Raw genomic sequence first — 17,477 nt, 5'->3', positions numbered from 1 at the left:
GATTATCCGGCCTTTTGCAGCGATGGCAGAATTACTTCTCCTGCAATCCGAGTTTTTTCTCCAGATAGTGGATATTGGTGCCACCATTCTGGAAATGCTCGTCGTTCATGATGCGAATCTGCAGATCAACGTTGGTTTTGATGCCATCGATAATCAGCTCCTGCAGCGCATTTTTCATGCGGGCAATCGCGACATCACGGTTTTCGCCATAGCAGATCAGCTTACCGATCATTGAGTCATAGTACGGAGGCACGGTGTAGCCCGCGTAGATATGAGACTCCCAGCGCACGCCAAAACCGCCCGGCGCGTGGAAGCGGGTAATTTTACCCGGGCTCGGCAGGAAAGTGTTCGGGTCTTCGGCGTTGATACGGCATTCCACCGCATGGCCTTTAACCACAACTTCTTCCTGCTTGATGGACAGCGGCTGGCCGGCTGCGATGCGCAGCTGCTCTTTAATCAGGTCGACGCCGGTGATCATTTCGGTTACCGGGTGTTCAACCTGAATACGGGTGTTCATTTCGATGAAATAGAACTCGCCGTTTTCGAACAGGAACTCAAAAGTACCCGCGCCGCGATAGCCGATATCGACGCACGCTTTGGAGCAACGCTCGCCGATATAGCGACGCAGTTCCGGCGTAATGCCCGGCGCTGGCGCCTCTTCGACCACTTTCTGGTGACGACGCTGCATGGAGCAGTCGCGCTCAGCCAGATAGATAGCGTTACCCTGACCGTCAGCCAGTACCTGGATCTCGATGTGACGAGGATTCTCCAGGTATTTCTCCATATACACCATGTCGTTGTTAAACGCGGCTTTGGCTTCCGCTTTGGTCATGGAGATGGATTGCGCCAGCTCAGCATCGCTGCGCACAACGCGCATACCGCGACCGCCGCCGCCGCCGGAGGCTTTGATAATCACCGGGTAGCCAATGCGTTTTGCATGGGCGCGGTTAACGTCCATATCTTCGCCCAGCGGCCCATCAGAGCCCGGTACGGTCGGAACACCCGCTTTCTTCATCGCGGTGATCGCAGACACTTTGTCGCCCATCAGGCGGATTGTGTCAGCTTTCGGGCCGATAAAGATAAAGCCGGAACGCTCAACCTGCTCAGCGAAGTTTGCGTTTTCGGACAAAAATCCGTAACCCGGGTGAATAGCCACCGCGCCGGTGATTTCAGCAGCGCTGATAATCGCCGGGATATTGAGGTAGCTTTTTACGGACGGAGCTGGGCCGATACAGACCGTCTCATCCGCTAACAATACGTGTTTTAAATCGCGATCCGCCGTTGAGTGCACAGCAACGGTCTTGATGCCCAGTTCTTTACAGGCACGCAGGATACGCAATGCAATCTCGCCGCGGTTGGCGATAACAATTTTATCCAGCATGTTCGCCTCGTTATTCGATGACGACCAGTGGCTCGTCAAATTCTACCGGTTGACCACTTTCGACCAGAATGGCTTTCACCACGCCGGATTTATCGGCTTCGATCTGGTTCATCATTTTCATGGCTTCAACGATGCACAGGGTATCGCCCGCGTTAACTTTCTGACCGATTTCGATGAAGGCTTTCGCGTCCGGGCTCGGGGTGCGGTAGAAAGTACCAACCATTGGGGAACGTACGATGTGGCCACTGATTTCCGCTGCCGCAGGGGCTTCCATTGCTGGCGTTGCCGCAGAGGCGACTGCGTTAGACAGCGCTGGCTGTTGCTGCATCATCGGTGCGGCGTAAGCCTGTTGCATCACCGGGAAACCTGCGTTTGGCGCGGCACGGCTGATGCGTACAGACTCTTCGCCTTCAGAAATTTCCAGTTCGGAGATGCCTGATTCTTCAACCAGCTCGATCAGTTTTTTAATCTTACGAATATCCATGAGTGGGTTCCGTACTCTTTGTTTAGTGTGATTGTGACAGGCGTGTTAGCACCGTCTGTAAAGCTTATGAATTACTGCTGTTGCAAGACGCCGCGCTTCTTCAGAAGCCGACAGGTTAAGCCTCCGATGCTCGAAAGCAAAAAGCGAAACTTATCGGCCAATATGCGGCTATCTTCTGCCATTCTCGGGTAAAAAACAAAATATACCTTCGATGCGCGATTGTCACCTTTTCGGGACTCAAAAAGCCCGTCAGGAAAACCAAAGTCGCACATTATAACGATTTCGTAGCATTTGGCAGCTAAATACTGGTCTTATCAGGGAAGATTATCAACCGCTATCGTGTAAAGAGTGGCGGTTGATAAAAGAACTGCGGGAAACTGCACATATCCGGAATTAGCGCCACCACTGGCGGAACTTCTTGTATCGCCATGCTAAAAGCAGGATCGCCAGCAGCGCATAAATTAGCGGTTGGGGGGATAAAATCTTCACCGACCACAGGTAGTGAATGGGGGCGAGGATCGCGACAACATAGACGAAGTTATGCAATGTTTGCCAGCGACGACCCAATCTTCGCTGCATCGCTTGCGTTGACGTCGCCGCCAGCGCCAGCAGAATCAGCCAGCTGATTAACCCCAGCGTCAGATAAGGGCGGGTGAGGACTTCTGTACCCAATAGCGCCAGATTGTTAATCCCAAGTTCGAGCAGCGTATAGCTGGTCAAATGCAGCGTAGCCCAGGCAAAGCACCATAAACCAAGTAAGCGCCGGGTGCGTATCAATAACGGCTGTATAGCGTAGCGCGCCAGCGGCGAAACAAGCAAGGTAGCCAGCAGGAATTTAAGAGCCATCCTACCGGTGAAGTGCTGGATATCCTTTGCCGGGTCGGCGCTGAAATACCCCTGATGTCCGGCCCAGAAGAGCCAGACAAAAGGCAAAAATCCGGCCAGATGGAGAAGCACTTTCAGCCAGGTAATCTGCTTTACAGTCAGGCGCACTAGTAATTCTCCCGCAAATTCAGGCCCCGGTAGAGCGATGCTACTTCGTCAGCATAGCCGTTAAAGAGCAGTGTTGGCTGGCGTTTGACGTCGAGTACGCCGCCTGCGCCGATAAAGCGCTCAGTTGCCTGCGACCAGCGGGGGTGATCGACATGCGGATTGACGTTGGCGTAGAAGCCATACTCCTCAGGTCCGGCGAGGTTCCAGGTCGTGGGGGGACGTTCACGCGTCAGTTCGATACTGACGATAGACTTAATCCCTTTGAAACCGTACTTCCAGGGCACGGTGAGTCGGACCGGCGCACCGTTTTGCGGAGGCAGCGCTTTGCCATACACGCCTACGCTGAGCAGCGTCAGAGGATGCATGGCTTCGTCGAGCCGCAGCCCTTCGACATAGGGATACGCCAGCCCGCCGCCGATAAAACGGTCTTTTTGGCCCGGCATCTGCTCAGGCGCATAAAGCGTTTTAAACGCGACGTAGCGCGCATTGCTGGTGGGCTCGACCAGCGATAACAATTTATGCAGCGGGAAGCCGACCCAGGGAATCACCATCGACCAGGCTTCGACGCAGCGCATCCGGTAAATTCGCTCTTCCAGCGGAAATCGGCTGGTCAGGTCGTCATGATCGAGCGTAAGGGGTTTTGCCACTTCGCCGCCAATCGTCAGCGTCCAGGGGTCAGTGCGCAGGCTTCCGGCATTGGCCGCCGGATCGGCTTTATCCAGGCCGAACTCATAAAAGTTGTTGTAGCCTGATACCTTATCTTCCGGCGTGAGCGTGAGAGTGTTTTGCCATTGCGCCGGTTTATCGAACGTCAGCGCTTTACCTGCCGGCGCCGGCGGGCGGTCGTTGCCTTTAAACCAATCCAGCAGGTCAGCTTGCGCGGAGGGTGAGAGGGAAAGGGCGGTGGCGCTAATTCCCAACATTTTCAGGATCTGGCGACGCTGCAGCATAAAAACGGATTCTGCCGTTACGTCGGCTTCCGTCAGTTTTTTGGATTTCATGGCATCCTCCGTCGTGCGTTTTTCTTAGCATGACGGAGGCGGAGCGTTATTGCGAATATGTCACGAAAAATTGCAGATTAGGCGATTTTAACCAGCGTGCGCCCCTGAATCTTATTGGTCATGATCTTATCGGCAAATTCAGGGGCTTCGGCGAGGGAGATTTCCGTCGCGCTTTGCGCATAGAAGGATTCCGGCAGATCGCGCACCAGACGCTGCCAGGCCTCGGCCCGGCGCGCGGCTGGCGTCATTACCGAATCAACGCCCTGCAGGCGCACGTTACGCAGAATAAACGGCATCACGGTCGTGGGCAGGGCAAAGCCGCCTGCCAGACCGCAGGCCGCCACGCAGCCGCCGTAGTTCATCTGCGCCAGCACTTTTGCCAGCACCTTATCGCCAACGGTATCAACGGCACCGGCCCACAGCTGTTTTTCCAGCGGGCGGGTTTCGGCGAACTCATCGCGGCTAAGAATGCGCTGCGCGCCGAGGTTTTTAAGATATTCATGGGTGCTTTCGCGCCCGGAAACCGCCGCCACCTTGTACCCGAGATGATGCAGCAAAGCGACCGCGGTGCTGCCGACGCCGCCGCTGGCCCCGGTGACCACGACTTCGCCATCTTCCGGACTAACCCCGGCGTCTTCCAGCGCCATCACGCACAGCATCGCGGTGAAACCGGCGGTCCCAATGATCATGGCTTTACGACCATCCAGGCCTTGCGGCATCGCCACCAGCCAGTCGCCTTTAACGCGAGCGCGCTCCGCCAGGCCGCCCCAGTGGTTTTCCCCCACGCCCCATCCGGTCAGCAGGACTTGCTGGCCGGCGTGGAAACGCGGATCCTCGCTGCTGTGGACAAAACCGGCAAAATCGATGCCAGGAATCATCGGAAAGTTGCGGATAATTTTTCCTTTACCGGTGATGGCCAGCGCATCTTTATAGTTGAGGCTGGACCAGTGGATATCCACTGTCACATCCCCCTGCGGCAGCTGGCTGGCGTCAATGGTTTGCACCGAAGAGAGAGTTTTGCCATCCTGCTGTTCTAAGATTAAAGCCTGCATGCGCCGGTCCTCATAGGTTGGATGATTGGAAAATTTTTTCTGCAGACTATACTCGCTAACGGCATTATTACACCGATGTAACGCAATAAATTGCCAGATGCGCCAGCTTTGATAGTATGCGTCGCTCTTTAGAAAGTTAGTGCTTACTTTAGTTTAGGCGCCAGCACAGGAGCCCGGATGTTTATCGGGTAGTCATTCACACGCGGAGTTAACACAGGGATGCGATTAACGACGAAATTCTCAGCGTTTGTCACGTTACTCACCAGCCTGACGATCTTTGTCACGCTGATTGGCGCTTCGCTGAGTTTTTATAACGGCATTCAGCTAAAAATGACCAACCGCGTTCAGGCGGTGGCGACCATGCTGGATAACCGTCTGGTCTCTATGTCTTTTGACCAGATTGAACCGCAGATGGATGAGCTGATGACGCCGATCGACGCGACGCGCGTTGACTTTCAGCTTAATGGCAAATCGGTCTATAGCCATTCTCGCACCGATAACTATCGTCCTTTAGGTAGCAGCAATCAGTTTCGCGATATCACGGTACCGTCGCTTAAGCAGCCCGGTATGGCAATCCATCTGGTGTACCTGGATCCGATGGCCAATTACTTCCGTTCACTGCACATCACCGCGCCGCTCTCCATCGCCATTGGTTTTATGGTGCTGATTATCTTTTTTTCCGTGCGCTGGATCCGTCGCCAGCTGGCGGGCCAGGAGCTACTGGAACTCCGCACTGCGCGTATTCTTAATGGCGAACGCGGACCGCAGGTGCGAGGGTCGGTACACGAGTGGCCAGCGAATACCAGTAGCGCGCTGGATATGCTGCTATCCGAACTTCAGTTCGCCAGCGATCAGCGAAGCCGCATGGATACCCTGATCCGTTCCTATGTCGCGCAGGATTCAAAAACCGGGCTGAGTAACCGATTATTTTTTGATAATCAGCTGTCGACGCTGCTTGAAGATCAGGAGAAAGTGGGGTCATACGGCATCGTAATGATGATCCGCCTGCCGGATTTCGACCTGCTGCGCGATAACTGGGGACGCGCAGCGACCGAAGAGCACTACTTTACGCTGATCAATATGCTTTCCACTTTTATTATGCGCTACCCTGGCGCACTGCTGGCTCGCTACCACCGCAGCGATTTTGCCGTTCTGCTTCCGCATCGCACGTTGAAAGAGGCGGACAGCATTGCCGGGTTACTCCTGAAAGCCATGGATGCCCTGCCGCCGACGCGAATTCTCGATCGTGACGATATGATGCATATCGGGATCTGCGCTTTCCGCAGCGGACAAACGGCGGCCCAGGTAATGGAGCATGCGGAAGCGGCCACGCGTAATGCGGTGCTGCAGGGCAGCAACAGCTGGGCCGTTTATGACGATTCTCTGCCGGAGAAAGGGCGTGGCAACGTGCGCTGGCGTACGCTTATCGAGCAAATGCTTAGCCGCGGCGGCCCGCGACTTTACCAGAAACCAGCCGTGACTCGTGATGGTCGCGTACATCATCGTGAGCTAATGTGCCGTCTTTATGATGGTAAGGAAGAGGTGATTGCGGCCGAATATATGCCGATGGTGCTGCAGTTTGGCCTGGCGGAGGAGTATGACCGTTTGCAAATTACGCGATTGCTGCCGTTTTTAGGCTTTTGGCCGGAAGAAAACCTCGCGCTGCAGGTGACGGTCGAGTCCTTGATCCGCCCTCGATTCCAGCGCTGGCTGCGCGATACTTTGATGCAATGCGAAAAATCGCACCGTCGACGTATTATTTTTGAACTTGCAGAGGCGGATGTTTGTCAATATATCGGCCGCCTGCAGCCGGTTATGCGGTTGGTTAACGCTTTAGGTATTCGAATTGCCGTGGTTCAGGCCGGTTTGACGCTGGTTGGAACCAGCTGGATCAAGCAGCTCGATGTTGAAGTGATTAAGCTGCATTCGGGGTTATCGCGCAATATAGAAAAACGCAGTGAAAATCAGCTGCTGGTGCAGAGCCTGGTAGAAGCCTGTAAAGGAATGCCGGTTCAGGTTTTCGCAACCGGGGTACTCAGCCGAAGCGAGTGGCAGGTGCTGTCTCAATGCGGTGTTACCGGTGGTCAGGGGGAATTTTTTGCCGCCTCACAGCCACTTGACACAAATGTGAAAAAATATTCGCAAAGATACTCTGTTTGATCTGCCGTTTAGCGTGATTTCACGTAGAATAATGCGCGCCATAGTGATGGGGGTGTGCTTGTCTACCTGCCGGATTGTCGCAATGTAAATGCCAGTGAATGACCTTTGACAGGTTGCAGATTCAAGCGCGGAGCGCTGCTGAAGATTTCTGCGTTGGACGGACTCAGTCAAATTTGTAACAAAGGTAACGAACTGCACTAATTTTCACCGCAGCAGATGATTTTTGCGCCTTGTCGCTGCTGCGCGTGGTTGGTAAAGTAAGCGGATTTTGTTTTCCGCCCCAGCTTTCAGGATTATCCCTTAGTATGTTAAAAAAATTTCGTGGCATGTTTTCCAATGACCTGTCCATTGACCTGGGTACCGCGAATACCCTGATTTATGTAAAAGGACAAGGCATCGTATTGAATGAGCCTTCCGTTGTGGCCATTCGTCAGGATCGTGCCGGATCGCCGAAAAGCGTCGCCGCTGTGGGTCATGAAGCGAAGCAGATGCTTGGGCGTACACCGGGCAACATTGCAGCTATTCGCCCAATGAAAGACGGCGTTATCGCCGACTTCTTCGTTACCGAAAAAATGCTCCAGCACTTTATTAAACAGGTGCACAGCAATAGCTTTATGCGTCCGAGCCCGCGCGTGCTGGTCTGCGTGCCGGTTGGTGCGACCCAGGTTGAACGTCGCGCGATTCGTGAGTCCGCACAGGGCGCTGGCGCCCGTGAAGTCTTCCTGATTGAAGAGCCGATGGCGGCTGCGATCGGCGCAGGCCTGCCGGTCTCCGAAGCAACCGGTTCAATGGTTGTGGACATCGGCGGCGGTACCACTGAAGTGGCGGTCATCTCCCTTAACGGCGTGGTTTACTCCTCTTCTGTCCGTATCGGCGGCGACCGTTTTGACGAAGCCGTCATTAATTATGTCCGTCGTAACTATGGCTCCCTGATTGGCGAAGCGACCGCAGAACGCATTAAGCACGAAATCGGCTCCGCTTATCCGGGTGATGAAGTCCGCGAAATCGAAGTTCGCGGGCGTAACCTTGCTGAAGGCGTTCCGCGCGGCTTTACTCTGAACTCCAACGAAATCCTCGAAGCGCTGCAGGAACCGTTGACCGGTATCGTCAGCGCGGTGATGGTCGCGCTGGAACAGTGCCCACCGGAGCTGGCTTCCGATATCTCCGAACGCGGGATGGTTCTGACCGGCGGCGGTGCTCTGCTTCGCAACCTTGACCGTCTGTTAATGGAAGAGACAGGAATCCCTGTCGTAGTTGCAGAAGATCCACTGACCTGCGTCGCTCGTGGCGGCGGTAAGGCACTGGAAATGATCGATATGCACGGCGGCGACTTGTTCAGCGAAGAGTAGTCAGCCTGAGATCCGGGTAGCTGGCCTACGGCTGCCCCGATCTTAACTGACACGAGAATACGCATAGCCTATGAAGCCAATTTTTAGCCGTGGCCCGTCGCTACAGATTCGCCTTATTCTGGCGGTTTTGGTGGCGCTTGGCGTGATAATCGCCGACAGCCGCCTGGGTACGTTCAGCCAAATTCGAACGTACATGGATACAGCCGTCAGCCCTTTCTACTTTGTCTCTAATGGTCCCCGGGAGCTGCTGGATAGCGTTTCGCAAACGCTGGCCACCCGCGATCAGCTCGAACTGGAAAATCGCGCGCTGCGTCAGGAGTTGCTGCTCAAGAACAGCGACTTACTGATGCTGGGTCAGTACAAACAGGAGAACGCGCGTCTGCGCGAGCTGCTGGGCTCTCCGCTGCGCCAGGACGAGCAAAAAATGGTGACCCAGGTCATCTCAACGGTTAACGACCCTTATAGCGATCAGGTGGTTATCGATAAAGGCAGCGTTAACGGCGTTTATGAAGGCCAGCCGGTTATCAGCGATAAAGGCGTTGTAGGTCAGGTGGTCGCGGTCGCGAAGCTGACCAGCCGCGTGCTGCTGATTTGCGATGCCACGCATGCGTTACCGATTCAGGTACTGCGTAACGATATTCGCGTCATTGCCGCAGGCAACGGTTGTACTGACGATTTACAGCTGGAACATCTGCCGGCCAATACCGATATTCGCGTCGGCGACGTGCTGGTCACTTCGGGTCTCGGCGGCCGCTTCCCTGAAGGGTATCCGGTCGGGGTGGTTTCGTCCGTTAAGCTGGATACGCAGCGTGCGTATACGGTGATTCAGGCGCGTCCGACTGCCGGTCTGCAGCGCTTGCGTTATCTGCTGCTGCTATGGGGAGCCGATCGCAACGGCGCGAATCCGATGACGCCGGAAGAGGTTCATCGCGTAGCGAATGAACGCCTGATGCAGATGATGCCGCAGGTTCTGCCTGCACCGGATGCGATGGGGCCGCAGATGCCCGCGCCGGCAACCGGTATGCCACAGCAGCCTCTGCCAGCAGGAGGGCAATAGTGGCAAGTTACCGTAGCCAGGGACGCTGGGTTATCTGGCTCTCGTTTCTTATCGCACTATTGCTGCAGATTATGCCCTGGCCGGCGGACATTAGCGTCTACCGGCCAAACTGGGTATTGCTTATCCTGTTGTACTGGATCCTCGCGCTACCCCACCGGGTTAACGTTGGCACAGGCTTTGTGATGGGCGCGATCCTCGATCTCATCAGCGGGTCGACGCTTGGCGTTCGCGCACTATCATTAAGTATTGTGGCTTATCTGGTTGCGCTGAAGTATCAACTGTTCCGCAACCTGGCGCTTTGGCAACAGGCGCTGGTGGTGGTCATGTTATCCCTCTCCGTGGATATCATTGTTTTCTGGGCAGAGTTTTTAGTGATCAACGTCTCTTTCCGTCCGGAAGTGTTCTGGAGTAGTGTAGTAAACGGTGTGCTCTGGCCATGGATTTTTCTGCTGATGCGTAAAGTGCGCCAGCAGTTTGCGGTGCAATAAGGTTGATATGACGACTCTGTATCTTGCTTCAGGTTCTCCGCGTCGGCAGGAACTGCTGACACAGCTTGGCCTCGCTTTTGAGCGCGTGGTTCCCGGTATTGAGGAACAGCGCCGCCCGCAGGAGAGCGCCCAGCAGTATGTGGTCCGGCTGGCGCGCGAAAAGGCCCAGGCTGGCGTCGCGCTGGCACCGCGCGATCTCCCGGTTTTAGGCGCGGATACCATTGTCATCCTTAACGGTGAAGTGCTGGAAAAACCGCGCGATGGCGGGCACGCCGCCGAGATGCTACGCATGCTTTCCGGAAAGACTCATCAGGTGATGACCGCCGTGGCGCTGGCTGATAAGCGGCAGACGCTGGATTGTCTGGTGGTCACGGAGGTCACTTTCCGCGTGCTCTCAGGGCAGGATATCGCCGATTATGTCGCCAGCGGCGAACCTTTAGATAAAGCAGGTGCATACGGTATTCAGGGGTTGGGTGGCTGTTTCGTCAGGAAGATAAATGGCAGCTATCACGCCGTCGTTGGCTTACCGCTGGTGGAAACGTATGAGTTGCTGAGTAACTTTAACTCACTGCGTGAAGAAAAGGGATAAAGATGACTGCTGAATTATTAGTTAACGTAACGCCATCAGAAACGCGCGTCGCTTACATTGATGGCGGTATTCTTCAGGAAATTCATATTGAGCGTGAAGCGCGACGCGGAATAGTAGGCAATATCTACAAGGGTCGTGTCAGTCGGGTGCTGCCGGGAATGCAGGCGGCTTTTGTAGATATTGGCCTGGATAAGGCCGCGTTTCTGCACGCTTCCGATATTATGCCGCACACCGAGTGCGTGGCGGGCGAAGAGCAAAAACAGTTCGCCGTACGCGATATCTCCGAGCTGGTGCGCCAGGGGCAGGATTTAATGGTGCAGGTGGTGAAAGACCCCCTCGGTACCAAAGGCGCCCGCCTGACCACCGATATCACCATTCCCTCTCGCTATCTGGTCTTTATGCCCGGCGCTTCGCACGTCGGCGTCTCTCAGCGTATTGAAAGCGAAGCGGAACGTGAACGCCTGAAAAAAGTGGTCTCTGAATACTGTGACGAGCAGGGCGGATTCATTATCCGTACCGCGGCGGAAGGCGTTCATGAGCAGGAGATGGCTGCTGATGCCGCCTATCTCAAGCGCGTCTGGACAAAAGTGATGGAACGCAAAAAGCGCCAGCAGACCCGATATCAAATGTACGGCGAACTGGCGCTGGCGCAGCGCGTGCTGCGTGATTTCGCCGATGCGCATCTTGACCGGATTCGCGTTGACTCTCGTCTGACTTACGAATCGCTGCTGGAGTTTACCGCCGAATATATTCCGGAGATGACCAGCAAGCTGGAGCACTACAGCGGCCGTCAGCCGATTTTCGATCTCTTTGACGTGGAAAATGAAATCCAGCGCGCTCTGGAACGCAAAGTTGAACTGAAATCAGGCGGTTATCTGATCATTGACCAAACGGAAGCGATGACCACCGTTGATATCAACACCGGGGCATTCGTTGGTCACCGTAATCTTGACGATACTATCTTTAATACCAATATTGAGGCGACCCAGGCGATTGCCCGCCAGCTGCGGCTGCGCAATCTCGGTGGGATTATCATCATCGATTTCATTGATATGAATAATGAAGATCACCGCCGTCGGGTGCTGCACTCTCTTGAGCAGGCGCTGAGCAAAGACCGGGTTAAAACCAGCATCAACGGCTTCTCCCAGCTTGGGCTGGTAGAGATGACCCGCAAGCGTACTCGCGAAAGCGTGGAGCATGTGCTGTGTAATGAGTGCCCTACCTGCCACGGTCGCGGTACGGTGAAAACGGTGGAAACGGTGTGCTATGAAATCATGCGCGAAATCGTGCGCGTGCATCATGCCTACGATTCCGACCGGTTCCTGGTCTATGCTTCTCCTGCGGTAGCGGAAACGCTGAAAGGGGAAGAGTCGCACGCGCTGGCAGAAGTCGAGATCTTTGTCGGTAAGCAGGTCAAAGTGCAAATTGAACCGCTCTATAATCAAGAGCAGTTTGATGTAGTAATGATGTAATCATCCGTTTTGCTTGCTGATGTCGGGATAAAGAGGCGGGCAAAGGATGACGCGTAACAGGCTGACAAGGAGAGATGCGTGAGGCGACTGCCCGGGATATTACTGCTCACCGTGGCAACATTGATTGTTGTCATCGCACTGCTGGTGAGCGGTCTGCGTCTCGTTCTGCCGCAGTTAAACAGCTGGCGTCCGCAGGTGCTGGAAAAAGTCTCCGCAATGGCCGGCGTACCGGTCGATGCTTCAAATATTGTCGCCAGCTGGCAGACTTTTGGCCCGACGCTTGATGTCCGCGATGTTAAGGCCGGCCTGAATGATGGCGGCGAGCTTTCCGCTAAACGCGTCACCCTGGCGCTCGACGTCTGGCAAAGCCTGCTGCATATGCGCTGGCAGTTTCGCGATCTGACCTTCTGGCAGCTGCAGGTTCATACCAATACCCCTATTCAAACGAATAATAGCGGTGAAGGGCTGAAAACAGACCGTATCAGCGATCTTTTCCTCCGCCAGTTCGATCACTTTATTCTTCGCGATAGCCATCTGAGCTTTCTGACCATCTCCGGCCAGCGTGCGGAGCTCGCCATTCCGCAGCTTACCTGGCTGAACGGTAAAAATCGCCATCGCGCGGAGGGGCAGCTTAGCCTCAGCAGCCTGACCGGCCAGCACGGCGTGATGCAGGTGCGAATGGATCTGCGCGATGAAGACGGCCTGCTCAATAAGGGGCGCGTCTGGCTTCAGGCGGATGATATCGACGTTAAGCCGTGGCTTGGGCGCTGGATGCAGGACAACATCGCCCTGCAGAGCGCGCGGTTTAGCCTGGAAGGCTGGATGACTATCGACAAGGGCGATGTCGCCAGCGGCGATGTATGGCTGAAAAAAGGCGGCGCCAGCTGGCAGGGCGATAAAGAGAAGCACCATCTGTCGGTTGATAATCTGACGGCGCACATCTATCGCGATAATCAAAGCTGGGGCTTTCACATCCCTGATACGCGCATCTCGATGGATGACAAACCCTGGCCGCGCGGCGCGCTGTCGATGGCGTGGATCCCGGCTCAGGATGTGGGCGGAAAAAATGGTCAACGCAGCGATGAGCTGCGCATTCGCGCCAGCAACCTTAACCTTAGCGGTCTGACCGGGCTGCAGCCGATGGCGGATAAACTGGCTCCGTCGCTGGGCGAAATCTGGCGTACGACGCAGCCGGACGGCAAAATCAATCTTCTGGCGCTGGATATTCCGCTGCAAATGGCGGAAAAAACGCGCTTCCGGGCGGACTGGAGCGACATGTCCTGGAAGCAGTGGAAGCTGCTGCCAGGGGCTGAGCATTTCTCCGGCAACATTGCCGGGAGCGTAGAAAACGGTACTCTGCATGCCAGCATGACGCAGGCGAAAATGCCCTATGAAACGGTCTTTCGTGCGCCGCTGGAGATCGCCAAAGGCGATGCGACCCTCAGTTGGGTGAAGAATGACAAGGGTTTTATGCTCGATGGTCGCGATATTGATGTACAGGCTACCGGCGTTCGCGCTCGCGGTGGGTTCCGCTATCTGCAGCCGCAGGGCGACGAACCCTGGCTCGGTATTCTGGCCGGTATCAGTACCAACGATGGCGGACAGGCTTGGCGCTACTTCCCGGAAAATCTGATGGGCAAAGCGCTGGTGGATTACCTCAGCGGAGCCATTAAAGGCGGTCAGGCCACCGATGCTACGCTGGCTTATGGCGGTAACCCGCATCTTTTCCCGTACAAGCATAATGAGGGGCAATTCCAGGTCACGGTACCGCTCAAGAACGCCACCTTTGCCTTTCAGCCTGACTGGCCCGCGCTTACCGGGCTTAATATCGACCTTAACTTTATCAATGATGGGCTATGGATGAAGGCCGATAAGGCGATGCTCGGCAACGTGACCGCCAGCAATCTCGATGCGGTGATTCCCGACTATTCGCGAGAAAAGCTGCTGATTGATGCCGACGTTAACGGCCCGGGTAAAGAGGTTGGCCCTTATTTTAACGAGACGCCGCTGAAAGAGACGCTGGGCGCGGCGCTGGATGAGCTCCAGCTGGATGGTAATGTTAGCGCTCGCTTACATCTTGATATCCCCCTGGATGGCGAGATGACCACCGCTAAAGGTGATGTCCGGCTGAACAATAACAGCTTGTTTATCAAGCCTATTGATACCACATTGCAGAACCTGAGCGGTAAATTCAGCTTTGTAAACGGCGACCTGAAAAGCGAACCGATGAGCGCGAGCTGGTTTAATCAGCCGCTGAATCTTGATTTTTCGACCACCGAAGGCGCGAAAGCATTTCTCGTGAACGTCGGGATGAACGCCAACTGGCAGCCTGCGCGTACCGGTTTATTGCCGAAATCCCTGGACGGCACCCTGAGCGGCAGCGTGCCCTGGGACGGAAAAGTCGCGATTGAGCTTCCGTATCGCGGTAGCGCGGCCTATAAGGTTGACCTCAACGCTGACCTGAAGAGTGTAAGTAGTCACTTACCTGCACCGTTATATAAGCAGGCCGGGGAGCCGTTGCCGGTAAAAATTAAGGTCGATGGCGGCTTAAGCAGTTTTAATCTGGCCGGCTCCATGGGGGCGAAGAACCATATTAATAGCCGCTGGCTGCTGGGTCATAAGCTGACCCTGGACCGCGCTATTTTAACCACGGACAGTAAAGCCGTTTCTCCGCTTCCCGAGCAGCCAGGCGTGGAGCTGAATATGCCGCCGATGGATGGCGCGCAGTGGCTGGCGCTGTTCCAGGGCGGAGCGGCGAATGACGTCAGCAGTAATCTCGTCTTCCCGGAGCAGGTCACGCTGCGAACGCCAGCGTTAACGATGGCGGGGCAGAGCTGGAATAACGTTAGCCTTGTCTCCCGGCCCGATGCCGGGGGAACGAAGATCGAAGCCCAGGGGCGTGAAGTCAACGCAACCCTGACGATGCGGAAGAACGCCCCGTGGCTGGCGGCCATTCGCTATCTCTACTACAACCCAACGGCGGCGAAAAGCCGCGGTACAGAAAAAAGCAGCGCCCCGCTGGCCGATACCAACATTGATTTCCACGGCTGGCCGGACCTTCAGCTTCGCTGCGCCGAGTGCTGGCTGTGGGGGCAAAAATATGGCCGTATCGAAGGGGATTTTGATATTCGCGGCGATACCCTGACGCTGGCGAACGGACTGGTCGATACCGGTTTTGGCCGTCTGACGACCGATGGCGTATGGGTGAGCGCGCCGGCGGGCGTACGAACCTCTTTGAAAGGTAAGCTGCACGGCAATAAAACCGACGATTTCGTGAACTTCTTCGGCGTCTCCACGCCGGTAAAAGGTTCGTCGTTTGATATTGATTATGACCTGCACTGGCGTGCGCCGCCGTGGCAGCCCGACGTTGCCTCGCTTAACGGGATCCTCAAAAGCCGTCTTGGAAAAGGCGAATTTACCGACCTCAGCACCGGTCATGCCGGCCAGCTTCTGCGTTTGTTGAGCGTTGACGCGCTGCTGCGCAAGCTGCGCTTCGACTTTAGCGATACGTTCAGCGAAGGGTTCTACTTTGATTCCATTCGCAGTACGGCGTGGATTAAAGACGGCGTTCTGCATACCGACGATACGCTGGTCGATGGTCTGGAAGCGGATATCGCCATGAAGGGATCGGTGGATCTCGTGCGTCGTCAGCTGGATATGCAGGCCGTGGTCGCGCCGGAGATTTCTGCGACCGTGGGCGTCGCCGCGGCCTTTGCCGTTAACCCGATTATCGGCGCCGCGGTCTTTGCTGCCAGTAAGGTACTGGGGCCGCTGTGGAACAAGGTCTCTATTTTGCGCTATCGCATCACCGGTCCTATCGATCAGCCGCAAATTAACGAAGTGCTGCGCCAGGCGCGGAGCGACAAAAAGCAATGATTTGACGATTGTGCGTAATTACCGCACTCTCAATAGATAGCCTTTTTTATTTCCGCCCCTGAGGCGGCAACAAACGAGTAGCAAAACGATGAGTCTGAACCTGGTAAGTGAACAATTACTGTCGGCAAACGGCCTGAATCATCAGGATCTGTTTACCATTCTTGGCCAGCTGGCCGAGCGCCGTCTGGATTACGGCGATCTCTATTTTCAGTCGAGCTATCACGAGTCCTGGGTTCTTGAAGACAGCATCATTAAAGATGGTTCGTACAATATCGACCAGGGCGTTGGCGTCCGCGCGGTGAGCGGGGAAAAAACCGGCTTTGCCTATGCTGACCAGATTAGTCGACTGGCGCTGGAACAGAGCGCACAGGCGGCCCGCACCATTGTACGCGACCATGGGGATGGTAAAGTGCATACCCTTGGTGGGGTGGAACATCGTTCCCTCTATACCAGCATCGATCCGCTGCAAAGTATGAGCCGGGAAGAGAAGCTGGATATTCTGCGCCGGGTAGATAAAACCGCCCGCGCGGCCGATAAGCGGGTGCAGGAAGTTTCCGCCAGCCTGACCGGCGTCTACGAGTTAATTCTTGTCGCCGCCACCGACGGCACGCTGGCGGCGGACGTTCGCCCGCTGGTTCGCCTTTCCGTCAGCGTGCTGGTGGAAGAGGATGGCAAACGCGAGCGCGGCGCCAGCGGCGGCGGCGGCCGCTTTGGCTACGACTATTTCCTGGACTCGCAGGATGGCGACGTTCGCGCGGATGTTTGGGCGAGAGAAGCCGTGCGTATGGCGCTGGTCAACCTGACCGCCGTCGCGGCGCCTGCCGGGATGCTGCCGGTTGTGCTGGGCGCGGGCTGGCCTGGCGTCCTGCTGCATGAAGCCGTCGGTCACGGCCTGGAAGGTGACTTTAACCGTCGCGGGACGTCGGTATTCAGCGGCCATATGGGCGAACTGGTGGCCTCTGAGCTGTGCACCGTAGTGGATGATGGCACCATTGCTCACCGTCGCGGCTCCCTTGCCATTGATGATGAAGGCACGCCGGGCCAGTATAACGTTTTGATCGAAAACGGCATTCTCAAAGGCTATATGCAGGACAAGCTCAACGCCAGGCTGATGGGCGTGGCGCCAACCGGTAACGGTCGTCGCGAATCCTACGCGCATCTGCCTATGCCGCGTATGACCAACACCTACATGCTGGCGGGGAAATCTACGCCGCAGGAGATTATCGAATCGGTCGATTACGGCATCTACGCGCCGAACTTCGGCGGCGGTCAGGTGGATATCACCTCCGGGAAATTTGTCTTCTCCACGTCTGAAGCCTACCTGATTGAAAAAGGTAAAGTGACCAAAGCGGTGAAGGGCGCGACGCTTATCGGTTCAGGTATCGAAGCGATGCAGCAGATTTCGATGGTGGGGAACGATCTGAAGCTGGACAGCGGCGTCGGCGTTTGCGGCAAAGAGGGCCAGAGCGTACCGGTTGGCGTCGGTCAGCCAACGCTCAAAGTGGATAAACTCACCGTCGGCGGTACCGCCTGATACTTCTCAAGGCGCTTTCGCCCGCGGCGAAAGCGCAAATC

13 protein-coding genes are annotated in these 17,477 nt (G+C 55.7%); 8 read left to right on the top strand and 5 right to left on the bottom strand.

The genetic code is table 11. From position 1 onward, the window contains the following. Window positions 1-31: 31 nt before the first annotated feature. The 5 genes from accC to ACESQ2_RS27260 all read right to left on the bottom strand — a co-directional run bounded on the left by accC (window position 32) and on the right by ACESQ2_RS27260 (window position 4,911). The gene (gene accC / locus ACESQ2_RS27280) at window positions 32-1,381 is read right to left on the bottom strand and encodes an acetyl-CoA carboxylase biotin carboxylase subunit (protein WP_004125846.1); all 1,350 of its coding nucleotides are present in this window, start codon (window positions 1,379-1,381) and stop codon (window positions 32-34) included. Between the two features lie 10 nt (window positions 1,382-1,391). After that, window positions 1,392-1,865 (bottom strand): acetyl-CoA carboxylase biotin carboxyl carrier protein, encoded by a 474-nt coding sequence (gene accB, locus ACESQ2_RS27275; protein ID WP_004125844.1) that lies wholly within the window; start codon window positions 1,863-1,865, stop codon window positions 1,392-1,394. 393 nt (window positions 1,866-2,258) lie between these two features. Further along, complete coding sequence (msrQ, locus tag ACESQ2_RS27270) at window positions 2,259-2,858, bottom strand: protein-methionine-sulfoxide reductase heme-binding subunit MsrQ (RefSeq protein ID WP_373171568.1); 600 nt, start codon at window positions 2,856-2,858, stop codon at window positions 2,259-2,261. After that, window positions 2,858-3,859 (bottom strand): protein-methionine-sulfoxide reductase catalytic subunit MsrP, encoded by a 1,002-nt coding sequence (gene msrP / locus ACESQ2_RS27265; protein WP_014227018.1) that lies wholly within the window; start codon window positions 3,857-3,859, stop codon window positions 2,858-2,860. The genes msrQ and msrP overlap by 1 nt, the downstream gene beginning before the upstream one ends. A gap of 77 nt (window positions 3,860-3,936) precedes the next feature. Further along, on the bottom strand, window positions 3,937-4,911 hold the full coding sequence (locus tag ACESQ2_RS27260; RefSeq protein ID WP_046878631.1) for an MDR family oxidoreductase: 975 nt from the start codon (window positions 4,909-4,911) through the stop codon (window positions 3,937-3,939). A gap of 219 nt (window positions 4,912-5,130) precedes the next feature. On the opposite strand from ACESQ2_RS27260, the gene csrD reads away from it, so the two are divergent. The 8 genes from csrD to tldD all read left to right on the top strand — a co-directional run bounded on the left by csrD (window position 5,131) and on the right by tldD (window position 17,436). Further along, complete coding sequence (csrD, locus tag ACESQ2_RS27255) at window positions 5,131-7,071, top strand: RNase E specificity factor CsrD (RefSeq protein WP_025108487.1); 1,941 nt, start codon at window positions 5,131-5,133, stop codon at window positions 7,069-7,071. Between the two features lie 305 nt (window positions 7,072-7,376). Further along, window positions 7,377-8,420, top strand: coding sequence for a rod shape-determining protein MreB (gene mreB, locus ACESQ2_RS27250; protein ID WP_002918653.1), 1,044 nt, complete (start codon window positions 7,377-7,379; stop codon window positions 8,418-8,420). A 70-nt stretch (window positions 8,421-8,490) separates the two neighbouring features. Beyond that, entirely contained in the window at window positions 8,491-9,477 is a 987-nt protein-coding gene (mreC, locus tag ACESQ2_RS27245) for a rod shape-determining protein MreC (RefSeq protein ID WP_004106252.1), read from the top strand. Next, entirely contained in the window at window positions 9,477-9,965 is a 489-nt protein-coding gene (mreD, locus tag ACESQ2_RS27240; protein ID WP_004125830.1) for a rod shape-determining protein MreD, read from the top strand. Before mreC ends, mreD begins: the two co-directional genes overlap by 1 nt. Before the next feature lie 7 nt (window positions 9,966-9,972). After that, entirely contained in the window at window positions 9,973-10,554 is a 582-nt protein-coding gene (locus ACESQ2_RS27235) for a nucleoside triphosphate pyrophosphatase (RefSeq protein ID WP_014839653.1), read from the top strand. A 2-nt stretch (window positions 10,555-10,556) separates the two neighbouring features. After that, on the top strand, window positions 10,557-12,026 hold the full coding sequence (rng, locus tag ACESQ2_RS27230) for a ribonuclease G (RefSeq protein WP_004125826.1): 1,470 nt from the start codon (window positions 10,557-10,559) through the stop codon (window positions 12,024-12,026). Window positions 12,027-12,104: 78 nt separating this feature from the next. Then, complete coding sequence (yhdP, locus tag ACESQ2_RS27225; RefSeq protein WP_373171566.1) at window positions 12,105-15,902, top strand: AsmA2 domain-containing protein YhdP; 3,798 nt, start codon at window positions 12,105-12,107, stop codon at window positions 15,900-15,902. Window positions 15,903-15,990: 88 nt separating this feature from the next. Continuing rightward, window positions 15,991-17,436, top strand: a complete 1,446-nt coding sequence (tldD, locus tag ACESQ2_RS27220; protein ID WP_004854666.1) for a metalloprotease TldD — start codon at window positions 15,991-15,993, stop codon at window positions 17,434-17,436. The last annotated feature ends 41 nt before the right edge of the window (window positions 17,437-17,477 follow it).

Origin of the sequence: Klebsiella sp. Q11, from assembly GCF_964241505.1 — a bacterium.
Lineage (GTDB): Bacteria > Pseudomonadota > Gammaproteobacteria > Enterobacterales > Enterobacteriaceae > Klebsiella > Klebsiella michiganensis.
The sequence above is the reverse complement of the archived record's forward strand: the minus strand, read 5'-3'. Positions and strand labels throughout refer to the sequence as shown.